The sequence below is a fragment of the Stenotrophomonas sp. 2YAF22 genome (assembly GCF_052114665.1).
Lineage (GTDB): Bacteria > Pseudomonadota > Gammaproteobacteria > Xanthomonadales > Xanthomonadaceae > Stenotrophomonas > Stenotrophomonas indicatrix.
This window is the reverse complement of record NZ_JBFRFE010000009.1, coordinates 1-21,209: the sequence shown is the minus strand read 5'-3', so window position 1 is coordinate 21,209 and position 21,209 is coordinate 1. Positions and strand designations below refer to the sequence as shown.

Genomic DNA, 21,209 nt, shown 5'->3' with positions numbered 1-21,209 from the left:
GCGGAAATCTGTCGAAGGCGGGGTGGGTCCGGTTGCGGGRGTGTCCGCGGCATGGATGCCGCGGCCAAGCCCCCAAGGATGGGTTTACGGCGTCTCCCGCAACCGGACCCACCCCGCCATCCCACGGAATACCGTTGTTGCTCCGGCCGTTGCCGTTGTTTCGGCGGGTGCAGGGCGCAGCCCTGCCGAACCCCTTACCCCTTACACTCCAGAACGATTTCCCTGCTGGAGAGAGCAATGAAGCGAGTAGTACTGGGCGTGCTGGCCCTGTCGGTGTCGAGCGCACTGATGGCGGCCACCCCGAAATTCGATGGCGCGCGGATCTCCGCCGACGTCAAGGAACTGGCCTCCGACGCCTACGAAGGCCGCTCCCCGGCCACCGCCGGCGAACAGAAGACCATCGCCTTCCTCAGCAAGCAGTTCGCCGACGCCGGCCTGCAGCCCGGCGGCGACCTGAAGGACGGCAAGCGCCTTTGGACCCAGGCCGTGCCGCTGCGCAAGGGCGACATCGTCGGCACCCCGCAGCTGTCGCTGCAGCAGGGCGGCAAGACCATCGCGCTGGAGCAGGGCAAGCAGATCGCCGTGCGTGCAGCCATGAACGGTGCGACCAGCGTGGACATCAGCAAGGCACCGTTGGTGTTCCTCGGCTATGGCGTGAAGGCAGCAGAGCGCAACTGGGACGACTTCAAGGGCGTGGACCTGAAGGGCAAGATCGCCGTCGTGCTGATCAACGACCCGGACTTCGAAACCGGCAAGGGCGACTTCGACGGCAAGGGCATGACCTGGTATGGCCGTTGGCCGTACAAGTACGAAGAAGGCGCACGCCAGGGCGCACTCGGCGTGCTGATCGTGCATGAGACCGCCCCGGCGTCGTATGGCTGGGCCACGGTGGCCGGCTCCAACACCAACACCATGTTCGACGTGGTGCGCGACAATCCGGCTGACAGTCATCCGCTGCTGGAAGGCTGGATCCAGCGCGATCTGGCGGTCGAACTGTTCCGCTCGGCCGGGCAGGATTTCGAGGCGCTGAAGAAGAAGGCGCAGCAGCGCGACTTCACCCCGGTGCCGCTGACCGGCGCCAGCCTGGATGCGAAGTACGCGGTGAAGACCGAAGTGATTACCTCGCACAACGTGGCCGCGCGCCTGGAAGGCAGCACGCATCCGGACGAGACCGTCATCTACAGCGCGCATTGGGACCACATCGGCGTGGGCGAGCCCGACGCACGCGGCGACCGCATCTTCAACGGCGCGCTGGACAACGCCAGCGGCACCGCCTCGCTGATCGAACTGGCACGCGGCTTCGCCAAGGCGCCGCGTCCGCAGCGTTCGGTCGTGTTCCTGGCGGTAACCGCCGAGGAGAAGGGCCTGCTGGGTTCGGAGTACTACGCAACGCACCCGCTGTACCCGCTGGAAAAGACCGTGGCGATGATCAACATGGACGGCATGGCGCCGTTCGGCCCGTCGCGCGATTTCGGCATCTACGGCGCGGCGCGCTTCGAGCTGCTGGACCAGTTGAAGGACGTGGCCAAGGGCTGGGACATCCGCTACACGCCGGACCCGAAGCCGGAGGCCGGCCTGTTCTTCCGCTCCGACCACTTCCCGTTCGCCAAGCGTGGCGTGCCCGCGCTGTCCTGGTCGGCCGGGCAGGACTGGGTGGACGGTGGCGTCGCGGCGGGCAAGAAGGCGTCCGAGGACTACACCGCCAAGCGTTACCACCAGCAGGGCGACGAGTGGCAGCCGGACTGGGTGTTTGCAGGCGCCGCCCGCGACCTGGGAGTGCTGTACACCCTGGGCAACCAGTTGGCCAACTCGCGCAGCTGGCCGAACTGGAGCAAGGACGAGGCGTTCCGCGCCGTGCGTGACGCCAGCGCCGACCAGCGCAAGTAAGGGAATGCGCCGGGTTCGCCCGGCGCCTCCCCGGTTGCCGGCCGCTGGCCGGCAATCGTGTGATGCCTGGTAGTGCCGGCCGCTGGCCGGCAACCCGGTGATGCTTCCGGAAGCGATGGGGAGCCGGCCAGCGGCCGGCACTACCAGAACCGGTTCCATCCACCCTTTCCCGGCCTTCGTCGCACATCGCTTGTTTGCCCGAAGGGCCGCTCTATGCTCGGCTCACCCCTTCCACCAAGGCGCCGCCGTGATCGCCAGCTTCTCCCTCATCATCCGTCATCTGCTGGCCTGGGCCGCGGCGCTGTTCGTTGCCGGCATGGTCTGGAGTGGCATCTTCAGCGGCATGAACGACGGCCCGGGCTGGGTATTCGGGCTGCTGGTGATGTTCCTGATGATTTCCGCGCTGGGCAGCGCGATCACCCACGTGCGCCGGGTCTGGCTGGTGGCCGGCCGCCTCGATGGCGCCACCTTGTCGGGCCGCCAGCGCCGGCAGATCGAACTGCCGATGGATGCCGGGCAGGCCTTCGCAGTGGTCGAGGCTGCCGTCGGCGAACTGCCGCGGGTGGAAGAGGTGGAGAGTTCTGCCGGCAGTCTGCAGGTACGTGCCTATGTGCGCCGCGTCGACCTGTGGAACGGCCGGCAACCGTCGCGCTGGAACCTGCCGGCGCGGCTGGCGATCAAACGCAACAGCGTGCTGGCCACGGTAACGCCGGGGCAGGGCACCAGCACCGTCACCCTGCTGTTCGAACCGGACGCCGGCTGGTGGGCCGATCTGCTGGCACTGGATGAAGGCAGCAACTATGAGAACGCCGAAGCGGTGACCCGAGCGATCAGCCGCCGCGTGGCCGACCAGCGCCGCGACGAGCAGGCCGCTGCCGAACAGACCCAGGTGGAAAAGGAACTGTCGGTCGCGCGCTTGAACCTGCTGCACGCGCAGGTCGAGCCGCACTTCCTGTACAACTCGCTGGCCAATGCACAGGTGCTGACCCGCACCGACCCGGCGCGCGCCGAGCAGATGCTCGGCCACCTGATCCAGTACCTGCGCAGTTCGCTGCCGCAGGTGGATGAATCGGTTTCCACGCTGGGCGTGGAGCTGGAACGTACCCGCGCCTATCTGGAAATCCTGCGCATCCGCATGGGCGCACGGCTGGCGGTGGAAGTGCAGGTGCCTACCGAGCTGCACGAAGTGAAGATGCCGGCGATGGCGCTGCAGACCCTGGTCGAGAATGCGATCAAGCACGGCCTGGAACCCAAGCCCGGCGGCGGCACGATCTGGATCCTCGCGCGTGGTTTCGATGACCATGTCACCGTGACGGTCGCCGACGATGGGCTCGGTTTCGGACAGGGCACCAGCGGCACCGGCATCGGCCTGAAGAACCTGCGCGAGCGCCTGCGGCTGACCTGCGGCGAGCAGGCCGGAGTGGCGATCGTCGCCAATTTCCCCAGTGGTGTAGCCGCTACCATGACCCTGCCGCAGTCGGCCAAGGAGCCCAGCCATGCCGCTTGAAGCGCTGATTGCCGAAGACGAGGAGCTGCTGCGGCATTCGCTGGTCGAGCAGCTCGGGCGGCTGTGGCCGGAGCTGAAGCTGGTGGCCGAATGCGAGGACGGTGCCAGTGCGCTGGAACAGCTGGCCGAGAAGCAGCCGGACATCGCCTTCCTCGACATCCGCATGCCCGGCATCAGCGGCATCGAAGTGGCGCGGTCATTGGCCGAACTGAGCCCGCGCACGCAGGTGGTGTTCGTCACCGCCTACGACCAGTACGCCATCGATGCCTTCGAGCAGGGCGCGATGGATTACCTGCTCAAGCCGGTCAGTGACGAACGGCTGCTGGCCACGCGCGATCGCATTCTTTCGCGGCTGCCATCCACGCGCCAGGACGATGCGGTGCTGGAGCGCCTGCTGCAGCGCCTGGGTGCAGGCCCGGCCGCCAACGACCGGCCGCCCCTGGCCTGGATCACCGCCAGCAATGGCCGCGATACGCAGCTGATCATGCTGGACGATGTGATCTATTTCCGTGCTGACAACAAGTACACCACCGTGGTCACTGCCGCCGGCGAAAGCCTGTTGCGCACACCGCTGCGCGAACTGCTGGAAGTGCTCGATCCGCTGCACTTCCGCCAGGTACATCGCTCCACCATCGTCAACATGAAGGCGGTGGCAGCCGTCAGCCGCGACGATACCGGCCGTGGCGTGCTGCGCCTGCGCCAGCGTGCCGAAACCCTGGTGGTCAGCCAGCCGTTCATGAGCCTGTTCCGCGGCATGTAGCCGCAGCCATTGCCATCGACCGAGGAACGAACATGCGCCGTATCCTGCTTGTAGTTGTCGCCGTGTTGGCCATCGCCGGCTGCGAAAAGTCCAGCAACACGTCGATCACCCGCACCAATGCCAATGGCGTGGACACGCTGTACAGCAAGAGCACGGTGGTCGATGGCGTGGCGCGTTTCGAATGCATCGCCAGCAGCAGTGGCCAATGCCATTACCTGGTGCTGGCGCCGGGCTGCAGCACCGACACCGCTTGCGCGACGCCGCCGCTGCGCCGGTTCGCGGTGGCCGCAGGCAAGACCGAGCAGGTCAGCGGCCTGCCCAAGGACTTCCGCCAGTGCGTCAGCGACGTGCAGAAAGAACAATGCCACCGTGACTGAGCACGGTGGCATTGTGGCTCCCCCCGGATTGCGTTCGGCTCAGTAAGCCGGCTGCAGCGTCATGTCGTGATGGTGTTCGGTTTCACCGACATGATTCAGGCGACCCACCAGTTCGGAATGCTGCTTCATGCGCCCGATCTCGGTCATGATGCGGATGTCCTCGTGGCGCAGCTCGCGCTTGGCGGTGACCGCCTGCTTGTAGTCCAGCACTTCCGGATAGTGTTCAGCCAGGTCCAGCGCTTCGGCCACGTGCTCGACGCTGTCGGCCTTGGAGGTGATGCGGGCGCGGCTGTTGAAGGCCTTCATCCAGCGTTCGAAGCCCGCTGTGCGGTCGAACATGTTGGCCATGAACCAGATCACGAACAGGATCGAGATCCATGAGCCGAACACCACGACCACGCGGGTGAAGGTGATGTGGTAGTCGTCGCGCCACAGGTAATTGGTGATCAGGCCGAGGATCAGCAGCGAAGCCGCCTGCCATCCGACGATCGAAGTGATCAGCCATTGGCACTTGGCCTGGGCCAGCACCGCCACTTCATCGCGGATCTGCTGTTCGCTGAGGGTGCGCCAGTGCGCGACCTGTTTTTCGAACGGGCTGCTGTAGAGCTCGTTGTCGCGAAGCAGTAATCCCAAACCCTTGAACAAAGCAATCATGGCTGGCTCCTTGGTGGAACGTGCGGCGATCTGCAGTGGACGGTGTGGCGGGTTCAGTTCTAGCACTTCCAGCGAGCGGTGCAATGGCCTCAAGGCCACGCGGCACAAGGGTTCTGTCTGAACAGGTGAATATTGGTGCGACGCAACATTGCTCGCGTGGCCTGCGACAAGATGTCGCAGGGTGAAACGTGCTGCGCACGCACATGAAACCGACGCTGAGCGGGTGGGCTCGCTGTGCCGGTCGTGATCGACCAGAATCGGGGTGGACCGCGCAGGACGCGGTCCGCCCCTCCGCCGATCTGGACCCATGATGCCGCCGTTGCTGCACCGTCTTTCCCGCCCCGTCACCGCGCCGATCCGGCGCTGGGTCCTGGATGCGTTTCCGCGTGGCCAGAGCGGCATCGACTACGACCATCCACTGGGCGATCCAGGCTGGTTCGGGCCGGACAGCGTGACCTGGCGGATGCACGCTGAGCTGCCCTCGATGCTGGCCGGCGGTCTGTGTGCCCTGATGCTGCAGACGCTGCATCCGCGCGCGCTGGCCGGTGTCTACGATCATTCCAATTTCCGCCAGGACCTGGTCGGCCGCCTGCGCCGCACCACTGCCTTCGTGGCCGGCACCAGCTACGCGCCGGCGCGCGAGGTGGAAGCGCTGGTGGCCAAGGTGCGGCGCATCCACGCACAGATCCGCGGGCATACCGCGCAGGGCGAGCCGTATGCCGCCGATGATCCGCACCTGCTGACGTGGGTGCACGTGACCGAGGCCTACGGCTTCCTGCAGGGCTATCGTCGCTACGGGCGCGAGGTGCCTGCCGCGATCGCCGACCGCTATTACGACGAGTACCGCTGCGTGGCCGAAGCGCTTGGCGCGGTGGACGTACCACGCAGTGCAGCGGAAGTGGATGCGTATTTCTGCGCGCGGCAGCCGGAGCTGGTGGTGGACGAACGCTCACGCGAAGTGTTGCAGGTGCTGTCCGGCGTGCGGCTGCCTGTACCGGTGCCCGGCCTGTCGCGCGAGATATTCCTCGGTGCCGGTGCCGCGCTGTTGCCGGACTGGGCCGAGGGCATGCTCGAGCGCAGCACGCGCCAGCGTGCGCAGGCCGCAGCTTCGGCGAAGCTGATGCAGGGCATGGCGCCGCTGTTCCGCCGCGCGCTGCCCGACGGCCTGGCGAGCCGCGCCTGCGCCCGCGTGGGCGTGCCGGTGGAATCGTTGCGCGAGTGGCCGGCATTGCCCCGGTAGGCGCCGACCTTGGTCGGCGCGCCTTGCCGCGGTGCCCATCCATGCGATGCGTGGATGCCGGAAGAACGCCAACCAAGGTTGGCGTCTACCCATGGAAATAAAACGGGCGCCTTTCGGCGCCCGTCTGCGTTACATCACCACACCTTGACCCGCTTGTCCGGGGCCAGGTACAGCTTCTGGCCTTCCTTCACTTCAAACGCCGGGTACCAGGCGTYGATGTTGCGCACCGTCAACGCGCGGAACTGGCCCGGTGCATGCACGTCGGTCAGCAGCGAATTGCGCAGCGCCTGCTCGCGGCTCTTGCTGCGCCAGGCCTGGGCGAAGCCGAGGAAGAAGCGCTGGTCCGGGGTGAAACCTTCCAGGGTCTGGCCCGGCTTGCCCTGCAGCGACAGCTGGTAGGCATCGTAGGCGGTACCCAGGCCGGCGACATCGGCGATGTTCTCGCCCAGCGTCAGCTTGCCGTTGACGTGCACGCCGGCGAACGGCTCGTAGCTGCTGAACTGTGCGGCCAGCGCATCGCCCGCTGCGTTGAACTGCTTGAGGTCTTCGGCCGTCCACCAGTTGTGCAGTTTGCCGGTGTCGTCAAACAACGCGCCCGCGTTGTCGAAGCCGTGGCTGATCTCGTGGCCGATCACCGCGCCGATCGCACCGTAGTTCACCGCGTCGTCGGCGGCACCGTCAAAGAACGGCGGCTGCAGGATCGCCGCCGGGAACACCAGACGGTTTTCCAGCGGCACGTTCATCGCATTGATGGTCTGCGGCAGCATCGCCCACTCGCTGTGGTCGACCGGCTTGCCCAGCTTGGCGATGTTGCGCTGGTACTCGAACAGCTCGGCGCGCTGCGCATTGCCCAGCGGATCATCACGACGGATGTCCAGGCCGGTGTAGTCGCGCCACTTGTCCGGATAGCCCATGCCCACGGTGAGGCCGGCCACCTTGGCCTTGGCGCTGGCCTTGGTCTGCGGTGACATCCAGGCCAGTGCATCGATGCGCTTGGCGAAGGCGGCGATGATGTTCTTCGCCATCTCGTCGGCACGTTCCTTGGTCTTGGCATCGAAGTGCTTTTCGACGTAACGCTTGCCGATGGCCTCGCCGACGGCATGGTTGGCGTCATCCACGGCACGCTTCCAGCGGTCGCTCTGCTGCGGCGTACCGCTCAGCGCGGTGCCGTGGAAGGCGAAGCGCGCATCGGCGAACTTCTTCGGCAGGTAGGCAGCGGCGCGGTCCAGCGCGTGGAAGGTCATGTAGTCCTTCCAGGCATCCAGCGGCTCGGTGGCCACCAGCTTGGACAGGCCGGCCACGGCCTTGGGCTGCCACACGATGAAGTCCTGCTGCTGGCCAAGCTTTGAGGCGTCCAGGAACGCGGCCCAGTCCATGCCCGGGGCCTTGGCGTTGAAGTCGGCCTGGGTCCAGGGGTTGGCGCCCTTGGTCACGTCATTGGTTTCTTCCTGCGTGGCATGCGCCTGGGCGATCTTCGTTTCCAGGGCGAGGATGCGCTGCGCCTTGCCGGCCGGGTCGGCCACGCCGGCCAGCTGCAGCACCTGCGCGATGTAGGCCTGGTACTGCTTGCGCAGGTCGGCCATGCGGCCACCGCCCAGGTAGAAATCGCGGTCCGGCATGCCCAGGCCGCCCTGCACCAGGTACGGCGCGGTACGGTCCGGCTGCAGCAGGTCCACCGACACCCACAGGCCGAACAGGCGGTCGGTGTAGAAGTTGGTGGCATTGAGCAGGTCGACGTCGGCGCGCACGTCGCCGCCGAGGGCGCGGGCCAGGCCGGCCTTGTCGGCGATCGCATCGATGTTCTTCAGCTGCGGCTGCACCGGTGCCAGGCCGCGCTGCTCGATGCCGGCCTCGTCCATGTAGGCGGCGTAGTAGTCGCCGATCAGCTTGTCTTCGCCGCTGGCCTGGGCGTTGCCGGCAGCGCCTTCCAGGATCGCGCGGGTGTCGGCCTGGGTCTTCTCGGCAATCACGTTGAAGCTGCCGAAGCGCGAGCGGTCGGCCGGAATCTCGGTGTTCTTCACCCAGCTGCCGTTGGCGAAACCGAAGAAGTCGTCACCGGCGGCGATGCTGCGGTCCATGCCACTGGCATCGAAACCAAAGCTGCCCAGCATCGGCTTGGCGGCAGCGGGTGTCGCCTCGGCCGGTGCGGCGGTGCCGGCGGCCGGATCGGCCGGGCGGTCGCAGGCGGCCAGGGACAGGCTGGCAACGATGGCCAGTGCCAGGGTGGGGCGGCGCAGCTTGGACATGGACTTCTCTTGCGGCGGAAAACTCCAAGTCTAATCCGCTGCGGGCCGGCTGGACGTGCTCGACAGGGCCAGCACTGTGCGTGATCTGGCTGAACACGCCGCAGCGATCTTCACGCGGTCACCGGCGTGGTGCATGCTGCGGGCTGGATGTCTGCAGCACCCGGGGGAGGGCGCATGCAGGACGGGTCGAGGCGTCAAGAATGGCGTCCGCCGGCCGTTGAGGTCGGGGATGTGGAGGAATCGTTCGCGCATGAAGCCAGCCGACTGCACAGGGAAGACCGACCGATGCCGGCGCTGAGACACGCGCTGGCCCGGCCGTTGCGTGCCATTACCTGGGGCGGCGTGGTGCTGGGCGTGCTGCTGGCGGCAGGCCTGGCCGCGATGCTGGCCAACGATTACCAGCGCCGGCTGGAAGCCGCGCAGCGGCAGAGCCGGGCGCTGGCGATAGGCAGCGAGCGCCTGCTGGCACTGGAGCTGCGCAACCTGGAACGGGCGATGGCCGGCATCGCCGCCGATGCGGCCGAGCTGTTCCGCACGGTGCCTGCGCAGGCGCCTGGGCTGCTGGACGCCGCCATAGCCGGCGTGCTGCGCCGGCACGCTGAACTGCACAGCATCGTCGTGCTCGATACTTATGGCCGCGCCCTGACCGCCGGCAAGGGCGACCTGCAGCTGCCACTGTGGACCGATCCGCAGCGACGGGGGCAGGGAAGTGCGCTGTACATCGGGCCGCCGCAGCGTGCCAGCGATGGTGGCTGGGTGGTGCCGCTGGCGCTGCCGATGGCTGGCGATCGCTGGCTGCTGGCACGGCTGCGCTGCGGCGAACTGCAGCGGATCGTGGGTGGTCTGGATGTGGGGCCCAGTGGCCTGGCCTCGATCAGCGACGCCGATGGCTACATGCTGGCCCGTGTCCCCGATCCGCACGGCACCGTCGGCCGCCGTTACACGCTGCCGGCACGCACGCTGCTGGGCCGGCAGGCAGTGGTCGAGCTGGGCAGCATTCCCGGAGCGGTGGACCAGATACCGCGCATCTCCACCATCAGCACCCTTGAGCGCAGTCCACTGGCGGTGCAGGTCGGCCTGGCAAACGAAGGTGTGCTGAAGCCGTGGTGGCCGTATCTGCAGGCGGCGATCGCCATCATGCTGGCCTACGTGGTGCTGCTGCTGGTGCTGCTGTACGCGGTGCGCCGCAGCACGCACCGGCAGCAGTCGATGGCCGAAGAGCTGCGCACCGGCCACGCCGAGCTGCGCCTGGCCCATCAGGTGGGCCGCGTATGCACCTGGTATGTCGACGAAGACGCTGCGCTGCTGCGCTGGTCACCGCTGGCGCGCGAGATCTTCGGTGTGCAGACCGATGCGCTGCCGGTGGCCGAATTCTTCGCCCGCGTGCACCACGATGACAGCGCACGCATGCAGCAGGCCTTCGATCAGGCCTTCGCCGGCAACGCTGTACTCGACGAAGAATTCCGTCTGGTGCTGCCCGGCGGTGCCGTGCGCTGGGTTGCCGCGCGTGGCCAGCGGGTAGCGGTGGTCGATCGGCAGCGGCGCATGATCGGCGCACTGACCGACCTCAGCGAGCGCTACCAGGCACGCGAACAGATGCGCCAGGTGGAACGCCGCTTCCGCCTGCTGTTCGATCGCAACCCCGCGCCGTTCTGGGTGTTCGATCCGGACACCTTGCGCTTCATCGAGGTCAACGAGGCGGCCGTGCAGCAGTACGGCTACAGCCGCGACGAATTCCTGGCGATGAGTATCCTCGACATCCGCCCACGCGAGGGCTGGGACGAGGTCAAGGGCGCGATCGCGCAGGTGCGCAGTGGTGAACTGCAGGACGCTGCGGTGCGCCTGCACCAGCGCAAGGATGGCAGTGTGTTCGAAGTGCGCGTGCACCTGTCGCAGCTGGATTTCGATGGCCAGCCCGCGTGCCTGGTGCTGGCCGAGGATGTCAGCGAGCGCCTGGCCTACGAGCGCGACCTGGCCTATCACGCACGGCACAACCCGGCCACCGGCCTGCTCAACGTGCGCGCACTGAGCGAACAGCTGGACGAGCAGGCTGGCGCCTACACCATCGCCTATGTGCAGCTGCGCGGTCTGCAGCTGGTGGCCGATACGCTGGGTCGTGAGATCGGCGACGCGGTACTGCAGTCGATGGCCTCGCGCCTGGGCGGGCTGGGCGCGCGCTTCGGCCTGCTGGCGTTCCAGCCGGCGGAGGATTTCGTGCTGGCCATCGCGCCGGAACACAATACCCAGCGCGTGCTGGACGATCTGCTGCAGATCGTCTCGGCACCGATGCGCGGCCAGGATTCGCTGCACCAGTTCGAACCCCGCATTGGTGTGGCGGTACGTGACGCCGATGCAGGCCACAGTGCGGAACAGGCGATCGGCATGGCCGCACAGGCAGCACACGCGGCCCGCGCCGAAGGCAACGTCGTGGCCTGGTTCGATGCGGCGGTGACCATCCGCCTGGCCGACCGCCTGCGCCTGGCCGGGCGCATCCACGCGGCGATCGACAACGAATTCCAGCTGTACTTCCAGCCGATCCGGCACGCCAGCGATGGCAGCCCGGCGTCGCTGGAGGCGCTGCTGCGCTGGCCGCAGGCCGATGGCAGCTTCATCCCGCCCAGCGAGTTCATCCAGTTGTGCGAGGACACCGGCCTGATCCTGGCGTTGGGACGCTGGGTGATCCGCGCAGCGGCACAGGCGCAGCGGCGTCTGGTCGAAGCGGGGTGGGGCGAGCTGTCGATCGCGGTCAACGTGTCGGCGGTGCAGTTCTTCAACAGCGATCTGGTGGCCGAGTTTGCCCGCGCGCAGCAGGATTTCGGCCTGGCCCGTGGTGCACTGCACGTGGAACTGACCGAGAGCAGCCTGATGCGCAAGCCGGCACAGGCGATGCAGACCATGCAGCGCCTGCACGAGCAGGGCATCCGCGTGTCGCTGGACGATTTCGGTACCGGCTACTCGAGCATGTCCTACCTGCAGCACCTGCCGCTGGACGTCCTGAAGATCGATCGCAGTTTTGTGGCCGACGTGGAAACCAATCCCCGCAACGCGTCGATCTGCCGGGCACTGCTGTCGCTGGGCCACAGCATGGGGCTGACGATCATCGCCGAGGGCGTGGAGACGCCGGGGCAGCTGGACTGGCTGGCCGCGCATGGCTGCGACCAGGTGCAGGGCTACCTGCTGGGGCGGCCGGCACCGCTGGAAAAGATCATCGCGCAGCTGGATGAGGTTGTCGTTTGACCGGTAGTGCCGGCCGCTGGCTGGCAGCCGAGGGCAATCGATGTCATGCGGATGCCGGCCAGCGGCCGGCACTACCGGAAGTCGCGCGAATCCCCTACACCCCGGTTTCCACCAGGTAGTCGATGAAGCTGCGCACCTTCGGTGCGAGATGGCTGCGGCTGGTGTAGACGGCGAAGATGCCGATCGGCTCAGCTTCCCATCCGGGCAGGATGCGCACCAGGCGGCCATCGGCCAGCGCCTCGTGCAACAGGAAGTCCGGCTGCAGGATCACGCCCATGCCGGCAATCGCGGCTTCGCGCAGGACGTCGCCATTGTTGGCGCGCAGCAGGGTGGTCACTGCAACCTTCACTTCGCCACCCGGTCCCTGCAGTGGCCAGTGGTCGCCGGCGGCCCAGTAGCTGTAGCCGAGGCAGGCGTGGGTCTGCAGATCCTCTGGTGCCTGCGGTGTTCCGTGTGCGGCCAGGTAGGCCGGTGCGGCACACAGGCTGATCCGCGATTGGCCCAGGCGCCGCGCGATCAGGCTCGGGCCCGGTTCGCGGGTGATGCGGATGGCCACGTCGTAGCCTTCTTCGACCATGTCCACCAGGCGGTCGGACAGCGCCAGGTCCAGCTCGACCTGCGGGAAGCGCTCGCGGTAGCCGGCCAGCAAAGGGCCGAGGCGGGCGATGCCCCAGCTGACCGGTGCGTTGATGCGCAGCGTGCCGGACGGCTCCAGCGCCTGTGCGCCGATGCTGGCCTCAAGCGCATCGAACTCGGCCAGCAGGCGCACGCACTGCGCGTAGTAGGCGGCGCCGGCGCTGGTCGGGCTGACCCGGCGGGTGGTGCGGTGGAGCAGGCGGGTGGACAGGCGCTTTTCCAGCGCGGCGACCTGGCGGGTGACACCGGCCGTGGACATGTCCAGCGCCTGTGCGGCGGYGCTGAAGCCGTTGCGTTCGACCACCGCGACGAACACGCGCATGGCATCCAGGGTGTCCATTGTTGCGCCTTCTGAAATAAATACGGTCGATCCATCGTATTTATCGGCAATGGAGGGCGCAATAACCTGTGCCCTGTCCCTACCGAGGTATCCCATGAACGCTACCGCCGCCCCCATGTCTCCGCTCGCCCCGTATGCCGCGACCCTGCTGCGGCTGGCCCTGGGCGTGTTGTTCCTGGTCCATGCGCTGACCAAGTTGCTGGTGTTCACCCCGGCAGGTACTGCTGCCTTCTTCGAGTCGCTGGGCCTGCCCGGCGTCCTCGGCTACCTCACCATTGCCGTTGAACTGACGATTTCCGCAGCGCTGCTGCTTGGCATCTACGCGCGCTGGATCGGTCTGCTCGGTGTGCCGTTGCTGCTGGGCACCATCGTGACCGTGCATGGCGCCAACGGTTTCAGCTTCGCCAACGCGGGCGGTGGCTGGGAATACCCGGCGTTCTGGGCGCTGGCCCTGGTCGTGCTGTTCCTGCTTGGCGATGGCCGCTGGACCCTGCGTTCGCGCTGACCGTCACCCGGCCTGCTGCCTGTTCCTGTCATTGGAGAAGATCATGTCCCGTCTGCCTTCGCTGTACATCTCCCACGRCTCGCCGATGACCGCCCTGCATCCGGGCCAGGTCGGCGTGCGGCTGGCCGAGCTGGCCCGCGACCTGCCAACGCCGCGTGCGATCGTCATCGCCTCGGCGCATTGGCTGGCCCGGCAGCCGCTGGTCGGCAACCATCCGCAGCCGCCCACCCTCCACGATTTCGGCGGCTTCCCACGCGAACTGTTCGCGCTGCAGTACCCGGCGCCCGGTGATCCGGCGTTGGCTGAAGAGGTAGCGGGCCGCATCGCCGCCGCCGGCCTGCCGGTGGCACTCGATCCGCAACGTGGCCTCGACCATGGCGCGTGGGTACCGCTGCGCCTGCTGCACCCGCAGGCCGATATCCCGGTGGTGCCGCTGTCGATCCAGCCGATGCTGGGCCCGCAGCATCAGTTCGCGCTGGGCCGTGCGCTGGCGCCGCTGCGCGAACAGGGCGTGCTGCTGATCGGTTCGGGCAGCATCACCCACAACCTGCACGACTGGGGCCATTATCAGGACGGCAAGCAAGCGCCCTACGTGCGCCCCTTCATCGACTGGGTGGAGCAGCGGCTGGCTGCCAATGACCGCGATGCCCTGTTCGACTACCGCCGACAGGCACCGTTTGCCGAGCGTGCGCATCCCACCGATGAGCATCTGCTGCCGCTGTACTTTGCGATGGGTGCGGCGGGGGAGGGTGGCTTCGGTGCCAAGCGCATCGATGCCGGTATCGATGCCGGCTTCCTGGCGATGGACCTGTACCGCTTCGATGGCGCCGAGCGCGCTCAGGATGCGGCGTGACCCCACCGCTGCTGCCAGGGCTGGAACGCCCTGCATCAGGACACGTGCAGGGCCGGTTGGCAGTGGTGCATGACGACGTGGCCAGCACGCCGGCCTGGATCGGGCGGCGCTTGCTGTCGCGGTCCTGACGCGCATTCAGATCGCTGGGCGCAGTGGCGGCCTGCTGTGTTAAGTTTTTTCCCGTCCCCCGGCGCACTCCGGTTTTTCCGGCCCCACGCGCCGCTCCTGTGGAAGAAGCATGCACACCATCGAAGTCGTCCTGGCGATGCTGGTGGCCGTTGTCGCCAGCGGTTACCTGGTTCGCGTCCTGCCATTCTCGTTGCCGCTGCCGCTGGTGCAGATCGGCCTCGGCGCGGTGATCGCCGGGGTATTCAACCGCGGTCATGCACTGGAACCGGAAGTGTTCTTCCTGCTGTTCCTGCCGCCGCTGCTGTTCCTTGATGGCTGGCGCATTCCCAAGCAGGGCCTGTTCCGCGACAAGGGCGCGATCCTCGAACTGGCGTTCGGGCTGGTGGTGTTCACCGTGATCGGCGCGGGCCTGCTGATCCACTGGATGATTCCGGTGATGCCACTGGCGGTGTGTTTCGCGCTGGCCGCGATCGTGTCACCGACCGATCCGGTGGCGGTCGGCGCGATCGCTGCCAAGGCACCGATTCCCAAGCGCCTGATGCACATCCTGGAAGGCGAGTCACTGCTCAACGATGCCTCCGGCCTGGTCTGCTTCCGCTTCGCGGTGGCGGCGGTGATGACCGGTACCTTCTCGTTGGCGACCGCCTCGCTGACCTTCGTGTGGGTAGCGGTGGCCGGCCTGGCCGTCGGCGTGGCGGTCACCCTCGGCGTGTCCACGTTCCAGCGCTGGCTGTGGCGCCGTTTCGGCGAAGAGCCGGGCGCGGCGATGCTGGTCAACCTGCTGATCCCGTTCGCGGCGTACCTGCTGGCAGAAGAAATCAACGCGTCGGGCATTCTCGCTGCGGTCGCAGCGGGTATTTCCATGAGCTACGTGGAAATGACCGGCCGTGTCTCCGGCAGCATGCGCGTGCAGCGTGCCGGCGTCTGGAACATGCTGCAGTTCAGCTTCAACGGCATCATGTTCGTGCTGCTGGGCGAGCAGTTGCCGGGCATTGTCGAACGCGCCACCACCACCATGAACGAGAGCGGCCACCAGAGCGCGTGGTGGCTGTTGGTTTACGTGCTGGTGATCAACGCGACGCTGATTGCGYTGCGCCTGCTGTGGGTGTGGCTGTCGCTGCGCTGGAACCTGCTGCGCGCGCGACGCCGCGGCCTTGAGCGTGGCGAGGCACCGAACTGGCGCATCGTGGTGGCCACCTCGGTGGCGGGTGTGCGTGGTGCGATCACCCTGGCCGGCGTGTTGACGCTGCCATTGTTCCTGCCCGATGGCAGCCCGTTCCCGGCACGCGACCTGGTGATCTTCCTGGCTGCTGCGGTGATCCTGTGCTCGCTGGTCGGCGCCAGCGTGGCGCTGCCGCAGCTGTTGAAGGGCCTGCAGCTGCCGGCCGATTCGGGTGAGCGCAAGGAAGAGGATCTCGCCCGCAAGCTGTCCTCGAAGGCCGCGTTGGCGGGCGTGGAGCGCATGCGCCAGCAGCTGGTGCTGAACCAGAACACCGAGAACGTGCAGCTGTACAACGACGCCGCATCGCGGGTGAGCCTGCTGTATCAGCGGCATCTGGACCGCGACAACCCGGACGTGGACCCGGAGAAGGTGAACCGGATGGAGATGGGCTATCGCCAGCTGCGCAGCGCCGGGCTGAATGCCGAACGCGAGGAACTGTTCCGGCTGACCCGCCGCGGCGTGGTGTCGGACGAGATCGCACGGCGGCTGATCCGCAACCTCGACCTGCTGGAATCGCGCAAGCGCGAGTGAACGGTATGCCGACCGGGCTGCCGATCGGGGTCAGATCCCTTTCCGCAGGAAAGGGATCTGACCCCGCCCCGGGACGGCCGGTTACTCCGGCTTCTGTTCCAGGAAATACGCCTCGACCTTGCCCTTGACCTTGATGGTCATCGGGTTGCCGCGACGGTCACGAGCCTTGCCGGCCTGCACGCGGATCCAGCCTTCGCTGACCGAGTATTCCTCGACGTTGTCGCGCTCGACATCGTTGAAGCGCACGCCGACGCCGCGCTCCAGGGCCTGCGCATCGTGGAAGGGGCTGGCCGGGTTGATCGCCAGGTGGTCGGGAGGGGTATCGCTCATCGCTTCATTCACAGTGACGGCCACCACGGCCGGCTTCAGCGGTACAGGATAAACCGTAGAATGCCCCCCTGCTCCCGAGGACGTTCCGCCATGCCTGACAACAGCGACTATTTCGACTTCGAGGAAGACGCCCACGATTTCGACGAGGACGACTTCGAGGCGCGGGTCTGGAACCTGCTCGTGCTGATCAACCCCGGTGACGAAGAGCTGGCCCTGCAGCAGTTCAACCGCTGGCGCGAGCATCTGTCCGAGGACGGCCAGCCGCTGGAAGCCGACAGCGACTGGCTGCCGGCGCTGTTCACGGCCATCGCCTGGCAGTCGGGCTTCGAGGTCGAACGTGATGATTTCGATTCGCTGCAGTCGGCGGTGAACGAGCTGTCGGCGCGCTTCAACCTGCAGCTGGACTGGGGTGGCGACCTGGACGACGAGGATTTCGCCGCGGACCTGGACGGCGTGCAGCTGATGAGCACCGCCTTCGACCGCCTGCGCGAGCACAACTACACGCTGTGGAGCGTGGATGCCGGCAACGACGGCTTCAGTGGCTGGATGGCGCTGACCCGCGATGACGACGCCTTGCTGGCGCTGTGCTCGCTGCTGAACGTGGAAGTGCGGCTGGGCAGCGACCCGTTCTGAGAGTCACCGGTAGCGCCGGGCCATGCCCGGCTGCTTCTCGCCGTGCTGGATGAATCGTGTCCAATGTGTCGCGGCAGGTTCCGCGCGCATTGCGATGCGTTCATGCCAATCGCGCCCTCGTGTTCCTTGGGCGCGCCTACGGCCGGTACTGCGCCCTGGCGTTGGCGATCACCGCTTTCACCTGTGCGCGATCCGCGTGCCGGGAAATGGCTACCGCGCCCAGCGCGAGTGCCTGCGCACGCAGCTCGGCGGTGACATCGTAATGCGCCCCGCTGGCCTTGTTCTGGAAGGCCCGTGGAGGAATGCCGAGCTGCGCCGCCATCGCGTGCAGCTCGGCCAGGGTATCGGCCATCAGGTGCGCCCAGCGCTGACCGCGCCAGGGATGCACCGCGTCATCGACGTAGACCGACACCGCCGCAGCCGGATCAGGCCTGCGGCTTGCCGTCGGCGTCGGCGGCCGTAGCGGCCTCCGCGTCGGCAGCGCCTTCGGCGCCGGCAGTGTCCGCAGCCGCTTCATCGGCAGCTTCGCCTTCGGCTGCTGCGTCTTCAGCCTGCTCGCTGGCGAACTCGGCCACCAGCTTGTCCAGGTACTCCTCGCCGGTCTGGCCCGCTTCTTCGGCCAGGGTGTCGAGCAGCTTCTGCATCAGCTCGGAATATTCCAGGGTGACCTTGCGGCCTTCGGCTTCCTGCACGTTGGACAGGTGCTTCAGCATGGCCAGCATCGGCACCGGGTTGTCGGCGTTGCCCATGGTCTGGCMGCCGATGGCCAGCAGCCACTCACGGCCCTGCAGGCCGATGGCGGCCACGGCCTGGCCGTCCTCGTTCACCAGCACGGCATGGTTCTGCACCTGCTGCTGGGCGTTCAGACGGAGGAACGGGCGCTTGGCCTGCTGCTTCTTGCGCTTGTCGCGCTTGGCCTTGGAGGACTGGGACATGGGGTGGGATCACCTGAAATCGGAAAGACCGCCATTGTAAGCGGCATGACCATTGGTGGGTGCGGACCTTGGTCCGCACGCTTTTCCCGGATGTGCGGACCCAGGTCCACACCCACCTATTACTTTGCTGGCCCCTGCGCGGCCTGCACGTCCGGGTCCACGGTGGTCGCCGACAGGCCCACGTGCGGCCCAGCGCCGGCCAGCGCAGCTTCCTCGGCAGCCTTGGTCATCACCACGATGCTGATGCGGCGGTTGATCGGGTTCTGCGGATCGGCCTTGTCAAACAGCACCGACGAAGACAGGCCGACCACGCGGGTGATCTTGCTGTCTTCCAGGCCGCCATCGATCAGCGCGCGGCGCGCGGCATTGGCGCGGTCGGCGCTCAGTTCCCAGTTGCCGTAACCGCGTGCGGCCGAATAGGCGGTGATGTCGGTGTGGCCGGTCAGGCTGATCCGGTTCGGCACGTGGTTCAGGTACTCGGCCAGCTCGTGCAGGATCTGCTGGGTGTACGGCTTCAGGGTGGCGCTGCCGAGGTCGAACATCGGCCGGTTCTGCTTGTCCACGATCTGGATGCGCAGGCCTTCCGGGGTCAGGTCCAGCAGCAGCTGGTCCTTGAACGGTTCCAGCGCCTGGCTGCGGCTGATCGCTTCCTGCAGTTCCTTCATCAGCGCTTCCAGCTGCTGCTTGTCGCGCTGCTGCTCGTCCACCGGCTGCGGTATCGACTTCTGCTGGTTCTGGAAGGGATCGTTGCTGTTGCCGCGCGAAACATCGGTGGCGCCGCCGAGCTTGATCATCGAGGTGCTGGCACCGCCCGGCCCGGCCATGCCTGGCGCCGGCGTCGCGCTGGAGCCGACCAGCGGGCTGGGGTTGCGGAAGTACTCGGAAATGGCTGCGCGCTCGGGCTTGCTGGTGCTGGCCATCAGCCACAGCACCAGGAAAAAGGCCATCATCGCGGTCACGAAGTCGGCATAGGCCACCTTCCACGAACCGCCATGGTGGGCGGCGTGGCCGGCCTTCTTGACCCGGCGGACGATGACGGTGGGCTTGGTCTCGGCCATGGCTTACTTGACCGTCTTCAGGTGCTGCTCGAAGTCGGAGAACGCCGGGCGCACGTTCGACGGCAGCGTCTTGCGGGCGAACTCCAGCGCGATCTTCGGGTTGTAGCCGCGCAGGCAGGCCAGCAGGGCGGTCTTCACCGACTCGTAGATGCGGCTGTCCTGCTCGGCACGGGCTTCCATCGCCGAGGCCATCGGGCCGACGAAGCCATAGCCCAGCAGGATGCCGAGGAAGGTGCCGACCAGCGCGCCGGCCACATGGCCACCCACTTCGACGATGTCGCCACCGATCGAGCCCATGGTGATGACGATGCCCAGCACTGCCGCCACGATGCCGAAACCGGGCAGGCCGTCGGCAACCTTGGTCAGCACCTGTGACGGCGCCATCGCTTCGGCGTGGTGCTTTTCCAGCTCCAGCTCCAGCAGCGGCTCCAGCTCATGCGGCTCGATGTTGCTGCCGATCATCAGGCGCAGGCAGTCGGTGATGAAGTCGATCAGGTGGTGGTCGGCCTGCACCTTCGGGTAGTTGCCGAACAGCGCGCTTTCGGCCGGGCGCTCGACGTGGTCTTCCAGTGCCATGAAGCCTTCACGGCGGGCCTTGTTGAGCAGTTCGTAGACCAGGCTGAGGACATCGATGTAGTCCTGCTGCTTGTAGCGCGGGCCCTTGAACACGCCGACCATGGCCTGCAGCGTCTGCTTGACCGTCTTGGCCGGGGTGCCGACCAGGAATGCACCCAGCGCGGCACCGCCGATGATGACCAGTTCGTAGGGCTGCCACAGCGCCCCAAGGCGGCCGTGTGCGCCGAGGTAGCCGCCCAGCACGCTGATGATGACGACCAGGAATCCAACGATGATGAGCATGGCGCGACGCAAGGAGGGGGGATATCTCCTTGTCGGCCTGACACCGGTGTTTCTGAAGAGGGAATTCTGTGAAGTCGGTCAGCGGGGCATTGCGGCGGTGTCAGCCCGCCACGCCGGCCTCCGCGCCGCCACGCTGCAGCGGATCGGGCCACGGCTCGCCGTTGCCGGTGAATGAAAGTGAGACCGAGTTCAGGCAGTGGCGCTCGTAGGTGGGCGGCGGACCGTCCGGGAACACGTGGCCCAGATGGCTGCCACAGCGGGCGCAGGTGATCTCGGTGCGGACCATGCCATGGCTGCTGTCGCGGATCTCGCGCACGTGCGACGGGTCGAACGGGGCGAAGAAACTGGGCCAGCCGGTGCCCGAATCGAATTTGGTGCTGGAGCGGAACAGCGGCAGCGCGCACAGCCGGCAGCAGTAGACGCCCTCACGCTTGTTGTCGAGGAACACCCCGCAGAAGGGCGCCTCGGTGCCGTGCTGCAGCAGCACGCGGCGCTCCTCGGCGCTGAGCCCGGCGACCAGGGCTTCGGTCTGCGTGGCGGTGGGGGGCGTCAGATCGAAAGCGCTCATGCCGGCTCTCCGTGGGGTTGTGGCCTGGGATGCCGCAGACGTGGGGGTGTCGGCACRCGCTTGCAAGTGTGATGGCCGTTCATGGCCGGCACACAGGGGCAGGCGCAGGGTGAATGTGGACCACCCTGGAGCGCGCCATGAAACCCCGCCTTGTCCTGCTGTTGACGGCCCTGCTGCCTCTGCTCGCCCAGGCGCAGGTGCCCACCGGCAATCCGACCACCACCCGCAGCAGCTCGACGGTGGCGCCGCCGCCTGTGGCCCCGCCACCGCAGGCGTCGCGCCCGCAGCCGCAGGTGCTGCCCTCGCCGCAGCCGGCCCAGCCGATCCGCTCGACCGGCCCGGCCCAAGTGACCCCCACGCCCGCGCCGGCGCTGCCGGACAAGGTCTACGACCGCAACGGCCGCATCGTTCCCGGCGTCAAACCGGTCGGCCCCAACCGCGTGTTCGACTCGCGCACCGGCCGCTACTACGACAGCGTACCGACCGGCGACGGCCAGCAGATCAAGCGCTGACCCCAGCGCCCGCAACCGATCGCCTAACCCAAAGAGAGCGCAGCGACCCGCTGTTGCTCTTTTTTTTCTTTTTCCGTGGCTGGCGCCCGCATGAACCTGTCAGAGGCCGGGCGGGTGGGCTGYGCAGGGGCGTGAGCCGCATGGATGCGGCGACCGAGCTTACAGGGACGTACTTGCAGCGCCCCCTGCAC

The 21,209-nt window shown here is 67.2% G+C and carries 21 protein-coding genes; 12 read left to right on the top strand and 9 right to left on the bottom strand.

What is annotated here, in order from left to right; genetic code table 11:
• The first annotated feature begins 237 nt into the window (after nucleotides 1-237).
• The 4 genes from AB4Y84_RS00925 to AB4Y84_RS00910 all read left to right on the top strand — a co-directional run bounded on the left by AB4Y84_RS00925 (nucleotide 238) and on the right by AB4Y84_RS00910 (nucleotide 4,531).
• Nucleotides 238-1,887 (top strand): M28 family metallopeptidase, encoded by a 1,650-nt coding sequence (locus AB4Y84_RS00925; RefSeq protein ID WP_442244735.1) that lies wholly within the window; start codon nucleotides 238-240, stop codon nucleotides 1,885-1,887.
• A gap of 247 nt (nucleotides 1,888-2,134) precedes the next feature.
• The gene (locus AB4Y84_RS00920) at nucleotides 2,135-3,394 is read left to right on the top strand and encodes a sensor histidine kinase (protein WP_032977067.1); all 1,260 of its coding nucleotides are present in this window, start codon (nucleotides 2,135-2,137) and stop codon (nucleotides 3,392-3,394) included.
• Complete coding sequence (locus AB4Y84_RS00915) at nucleotides 3,384-4,154, top strand: LytR/AlgR family response regulator transcription factor (protein ID WP_033830239.1); 771 nt, start codon at nucleotides 3,384-3,386, stop codon at nucleotides 4,152-4,154. The genes AB4Y84_RS00920 and AB4Y84_RS00915 overlap by 11 nt, the downstream gene beginning before the upstream one ends.
• Nucleotides 4,155-4,186: 32 nt before the next feature.
• Nucleotides 4,187-4,531, top strand: coding sequence for a hypothetical protein (locus tag AB4Y84_RS00910; protein ID WP_312108141.1), 345 nt, complete (start codon nucleotides 4,187-4,189; stop codon nucleotides 4,529-4,531).
• Nucleotides 4,532-4,570: 39 nt separating this feature from the next.
• Here AB4Y84_RS00910 and AB4Y84_RS00905 read toward each other — a convergent pair whose 3' ends face one another.
• Nucleotides 4,571-5,185, bottom strand: a complete 615-nt coding sequence (locus AB4Y84_RS00905) for a hypothetical protein (RefSeq protein WP_033832034.1) — start codon at nucleotides 5,183-5,185, stop codon at nucleotides 4,571-4,573.
• A gap of 310 nt (nucleotides 5,186-5,495) precedes the next feature.
• Between AB4Y84_RS00905 and AB4Y84_RS00900 the strand changes: the two genes are divergently transcribed.
• A complete protein-coding gene (locus tag AB4Y84_RS00900) occupies nucleotides 5,496-6,425 on the top strand; it encodes an oxygenase MpaB family protein (protein WP_025878394.1) in 930 nt (309 codons plus the stop codon).
• Nucleotides 6,426-6,559: 134 nt separating this feature from the next.
• On the opposite strand, the gene AB4Y84_RS00895 is transcribed toward AB4Y84_RS00900, so the two are convergent.
• The gene (locus AB4Y84_RS00895) at nucleotides 6,560-8,671 is read right to left on the bottom strand and encodes a M13 family metallopeptidase (protein WP_442249667.1); all 2,112 of its coding nucleotides are present in this window, start codon (nucleotides 8,669-8,671) and stop codon (nucleotides 6,560-6,562) included.
• Between the two features lie 174 nt (nucleotides 8,672-8,845).
• Between AB4Y84_RS00895 and AB4Y84_RS00890 the strand changes: the two genes are divergently transcribed.
• Nucleotides 8,846-11,908 carry a bifunctional diguanylate cyclase/phosphodiesterase gene (locus AB4Y84_RS00890; RefSeq protein ID WP_442244736.1) on the top strand — a complete coding sequence of 1,021 codons (3,063 nt, stop codon included), beginning with the start codon at nucleotides 8,846-8,848 and terminating at the stop codon, nucleotides 11,906-11,908.
• A gap of 94 nt (nucleotides 11,909-12,002) precedes the next feature.
• On the opposite strand, the gene AB4Y84_RS00885 is transcribed toward AB4Y84_RS00890, so the two are convergent.
• Nucleotides 12,003-12,884, bottom strand: a complete 882-nt coding sequence (locus AB4Y84_RS00885) for a LysR family transcriptional regulator (RefSeq protein ID WP_442249666.1) — start codon at nucleotides 12,882-12,884, stop codon at nucleotides 12,003-12,005.
• Between the two features lie 94 nt (nucleotides 12,885-12,978).
• Between AB4Y84_RS00885 and AB4Y84_RS00880 the strand changes: the two genes are divergently transcribed.
• The 4 genes from AB4Y84_RS00880 (at nucleotide 12,979) to AB4Y84_RS00865 (ending at nucleotide 16,124) form a co-directional block, all read left to right on the top strand.
• Complete coding sequence (locus tag AB4Y84_RS00880) at nucleotides 12,979-13,389, top strand: DoxX family protein (protein ID WP_442244737.1); 411 nt, start codon at nucleotides 12,979-12,981, stop codon at nucleotides 13,387-13,389.
• A 43-nt stretch (nucleotides 13,390-13,432) separates the two neighbouring features.
• Complete coding sequence (locus tag AB4Y84_RS00875; protein WP_442249665.1) at nucleotides 13,433-14,242, top strand: dioxygenase family protein; 810 nt, start codon at nucleotides 13,433-13,435, stop codon at nucleotides 14,240-14,242.
• Entirely contained in the window at nucleotides 14,239-14,370 is a 132-nt protein-coding gene (locus tag AB4Y84_RS00870; protein WP_267873931.1) for a hypothetical protein, read from the top strand. The genes AB4Y84_RS00875 and AB4Y84_RS00870 overlap by 4 nt, the downstream gene beginning before the upstream one ends.
• A 110-nt stretch (nucleotides 14,371-14,480) precedes the next feature.
• A complete protein-coding gene (locus AB4Y84_RS00865) occupies nucleotides 14,481-16,124 on the top strand; it encodes a Na+/H+ antiporter (protein ID WP_025878400.1) in 1,644 nt (547 codons plus the stop codon).
• A gap of 81 nt (nucleotides 16,125-16,205) precedes the next feature.
• On the opposite strand, the gene AB4Y84_RS00860 is transcribed toward AB4Y84_RS00865, so the two are convergent.
• Nucleotides 16,206-16,454 (bottom strand): DUF3297 family protein, encoded by a 249-nt coding sequence (locus AB4Y84_RS00860; protein ID WP_025878401.1) that lies wholly within the window; start codon nucleotides 16,452-16,454, stop codon nucleotides 16,206-16,208.
• A 90-nt stretch (nucleotides 16,455-16,544) separates the two neighbouring features.
• Between AB4Y84_RS00860 and AB4Y84_RS00855 the strand changes: the two genes are divergently transcribed.
• A complete protein-coding gene (locus AB4Y84_RS00855) occupies nucleotides 16,545-17,087 on the top strand; it encodes a DUF6630 family protein (protein WP_025878402.1) in 543 nt (180 codons plus the stop codon).
• 136 nt (nucleotides 17,088-17,223) lie between these two features.
• Here AB4Y84_RS00855 and AB4Y84_RS00850 read toward each other — a convergent pair whose 3' ends face one another.
• The 5 genes from AB4Y84_RS00850 to msrB all read right to left on the bottom strand — a co-directional run bounded on the left by AB4Y84_RS00850 (nucleotide 17,224) and on the right by msrB (nucleotide 20,506).
• Entirely contained in the window at nucleotides 17,224-17,499 is a 276-nt protein-coding gene (locus tag AB4Y84_RS00850) for a DUF4031 domain-containing protein (protein WP_223494123.1), read from the bottom strand.
• Between the two features lie 13 nt (nucleotides 17,500-17,512).
• Nucleotides 17,513-18,022 carry a hypothetical protein gene (locus AB4Y84_RS00845; RefSeq protein ID WP_442249664.1) on the bottom strand — a complete coding sequence of 170 codons (510 nt, stop codon included), beginning with the start codon at nucleotides 18,020-18,022 and terminating at the stop codon, nucleotides 17,513-17,515.
• A gap of 119 nt (nucleotides 18,023-18,141) precedes the next feature.
• Nucleotides 18,142-19,080: a flagellar motor protein MotB gene (motB, locus tag AB4Y84_RS00840; RefSeq protein WP_442244739.1), complete on the bottom strand. Its 939-nt coding sequence runs from the start codon at nucleotides 19,078-19,080 to the stop codon at nucleotides 18,142-18,144.
• Nucleotides 19,081-19,083: 3 nt separating this feature from the next.
• Complete coding sequence (gene motA / locus AB4Y84_RS00835) at nucleotides 19,084-19,938, bottom strand: flagellar motor stator protein MotA (protein ID WP_012509934.1); 855 nt, start codon at nucleotides 19,936-19,938, stop codon at nucleotides 19,084-19,086.
• A gap of 100 nt (nucleotides 19,939-20,038) precedes the next feature.
• Nucleotides 20,039-20,506 carry a peptide-methionine (R)-S-oxide reductase MsrB gene (gene msrB, locus AB4Y84_RS00830; RefSeq protein ID WP_442244740.1) on the bottom strand — a complete coding sequence of 156 codons (468 nt, stop codon included), beginning with the start codon at nucleotides 20,504-20,506 and terminating at the stop codon, nucleotides 20,039-20,041.
• Between the two features lie 137 nt (nucleotides 20,507-20,643).
• Here msrB and AB4Y84_RS00825 point away from each other — a divergent pair, with 137 nt between their 5' ends.
• Complete coding sequence (locus tag AB4Y84_RS00825) at nucleotides 20,644-21,018, top strand: classical arabinogalactan protein 4 (protein ID WP_442244741.1); 375 nt, start codon at nucleotides 20,644-20,646, stop codon at nucleotides 21,016-21,018.
• Nucleotides 21,019-21,209 lie beyond the last annotated feature (191 nt).

Coding starts and splice junctions, on each gene's coding strand:
- AB4Y84_RS00890 (WP_442244736.1), top strand. CDS start 8,846: ATGCAGGACGGGTCGAGGCGTCAAGAATGGCGTCCGCCGGCCGTTGAG.
- AB4Y84_RS00915 (WP_033830239.1), top strand. CDS start 3,384: ATGCCGCTTGAAGCGCTGATTGCCGAAGACGAGGAGCTGCTGCGGCAT.
- motA (WP_012509934.1), bottom strand. CDS start 19,938: ATGCTCATCATCGTTGGATTCCTGGTCGTCATCATCAGCGTGCTGGGC.
- AB4Y84_RS00855 (WP_025878402.1), top strand. CDS start 16,545: ATGCCTGACAACAGCGACTATTTCGACTTCGAGGAAGACGCCCACGAT.
- motB (WP_442244739.1), bottom strand. CDS start 19,080: ATGGCCGAGACCAAGCCCACCGTCATCGTCCGCCGGGTCAAGAAGGCC.
- AB4Y84_RS00900 (WP_025878394.1), top strand. CDS start 5,496: ATGCCGCCGTTGCTGCACCGTCTTTCCCGCCCCGTCACCGCGCCGATC.
- msrB (WP_442244740.1), bottom strand. CDS start 20,506: ATGAGCGCTTTCGATCTGACGCCCCCCACCGCCACGCAGACCGAAGCC.
- AB4Y84_RS00860 (WP_025878401.1), bottom strand. CDS start 16,454: ATGAGCGATACCCCTCCCGACCACCTGGCGATCAACCCGGCCAGCCCC.
- AB4Y84_RS00905 (WP_033832034.1), bottom strand. CDS start 5,185: ATGATTGCTTTGTTCAAGGGTTTGGGATTACTGCTTCGCGACAACGAG.
- AB4Y84_RS00910 (WP_312108141.1), top strand. CDS start 4,187: ATGCGCCGTATCCTGCTTGTAGTTGTCGCCGTGTTGGCCATCGCCGGC.
- AB4Y84_RS00880 (WP_442244737.1), top strand. CDS start 12,979: ATGAACGCTACCGCCGCCCCCATGTCTCCGCTCGCCCCGTATGCCGCG.
- AB4Y84_RS00825 (WP_442244741.1), top strand. CDS start 20,644: ATGAAACCCCGCCTTGTCCTGCTGTTGACGGCCCTGCTGCCTCTGCTC.
- AB4Y84_RS00925 (WP_442244735.1), top strand. CDS start 238: ATGAAGCGAGTAGTACTGGGCGTGCTGGCCCTGTCGGTGTCGAGCGCA.